Annotated in this window: 2 protein-coding genes; one reads left to right on the forward strand and one right to left on the reverse strand. The window is 62.0% G+C overall.

What is annotated here, in order from left to right:
* Positions 1-11: 11 nt before the first annotated feature.
* Positions 12-173: a DUF819 family protein gene (locus tag ACO41U_RS09050; RefSeq protein ID WP_485943329.1), complete on the forward strand. Its 162-nt coding sequence runs from the start codon at positions 12-14 to the stop codon at positions 171-173.
* Between the two features lie 87 nt (positions 174-260).
* Here ACO41U_RS09050 and ACO41U_RS09055 read toward each other — a convergent pair whose 3' ends face one another.
* A complete protein-coding gene (locus tag ACO41U_RS09055) occupies positions 261-1,397 on the reverse strand; it encodes a hypothetical protein (protein WP_485943318.1) in 1,137 nt (378 codons plus the stop codon).
* Positions 1,398-1,460: the final 63 nt, after the last annotated feature.

The raw sequence follows: 1,460 nt of genomic DNA on the forward strand, positions 1-1,460 counted from the left end.
AAGAGATCATCATCTCCTCAAACGCCAACGTCGGCGGCCCCACGACGGCGGCGGCCATGGCCATCTCCAAGGGCTGGCCTGAGCTAGTTGTCCCCGCTATCCTAGTGGGGACTCTGGGGTATGTCCTTGGCAATTACTACGGCATCTTTGCCGGGACCTGCCTTGGGCTGTAGGCACGACGGGAAACCGTCGCTAGGGCTTATGGACCCCTGATAATGAAGATGGCCGGGATGAGCTCTTTGCTCGTCCCGGCCTGCTGTTTAACGGTAGATTACGCTTGCAGCGTTCTTTTCCATTTGATAGCGGAGGAAGGTCAACTCGTCCTTGGATCGCCATGGCCACATGCCCGACGGTCCGTAGGGGAGGAGTCCCCGGCTTTGGAGCTCGCGCTCCAGAGCGATGAGCGGCGCCTGAAGGTCGTCGCGCGAGCCCTGGAACTTCGGCAGGATTTTTGAGGTAACGGCCCAGTCGAAAGCGCGCATGGCCGCATCGACGTTGTAGGCATCGTATCCGCTGAGGCACATGAAGTTGGCCATGAAGTTGTAGATCGCGTCCCGGGTGCGGTAGCCCAGCGAAACGGTGTGGTTGCCGGGAATGGCGTTCACGGCGGCGAGCAGTTCCTCGATGCGGAAGTCCGCGCGTATTTTCTCGCGGAAGGCCTTTCGCCTTTCCTCCATCTCGCCGTTGATGATGGCGAGGAAGGTCGCGGCAGCCCTGGCGGACTGCGGGTCCATGTTGTCGTTCCGGTCGTCCGTAAACATCACGTCGTCCACCCGGAAGCGAATGTAGAACGCCCGATCCAGAACCCTGGGGCTGAAGGGGAACGTTGTTGCGTCCGCGTTGGCCGTGCCGATGATGAAGAGGGACTCCGGCATACGGTAAAAATTCCCGTCGGGGCAGGGGATCAGCGCCTGATCCCGCATGTCCATCGCGCTGAGGACCTCGGCCAGGTAGTACTCCGAGCGCGCCAGGTCCATCTCCTCCAGGATGATGAAAGCGCGCTTCTCGGGGTTGACCTCGCAGGCCGCCAGCGCGTCGTAGAAGGCGGTCCCTGAGAACGTGCCGTTCGCGCCAAGGGTCTGTTGGCGGTTCAAGAGGTCCCCAACGTTCCTCCAGTCCGAACGGACGGGAAGGAGGTCGACGGAGGCCGCCGCGTCGAGAGCGGTGATCTTTCTGGCGAAGCTGATGGCCATGTGGGTCTTGCCTCCGCCGTTGATCCCTCCAAGGATCGTGAAGCCACAGGTCGCCGTCGCAGCCATGAGCGCCAGCTCCATGTTGTGCCGATTCGCCTGGTCATCGTCCGGCTTCAGGGGATGACCATCGGAGTCGATGAACTGATTTGCCGCGAAGAACCTCTGAGGGTGCGCGGTTGTTGGGTTATCCGCGGGCTTAGGCATCGAAGTGGGCTCCTTCGCGGGCGCAGGTCCTGTTGCGGGAGCGGGGGTAGGCTGTGGCTCCGG

This window comes from Fretibacterium sp. (assembly GCF_057312375.1).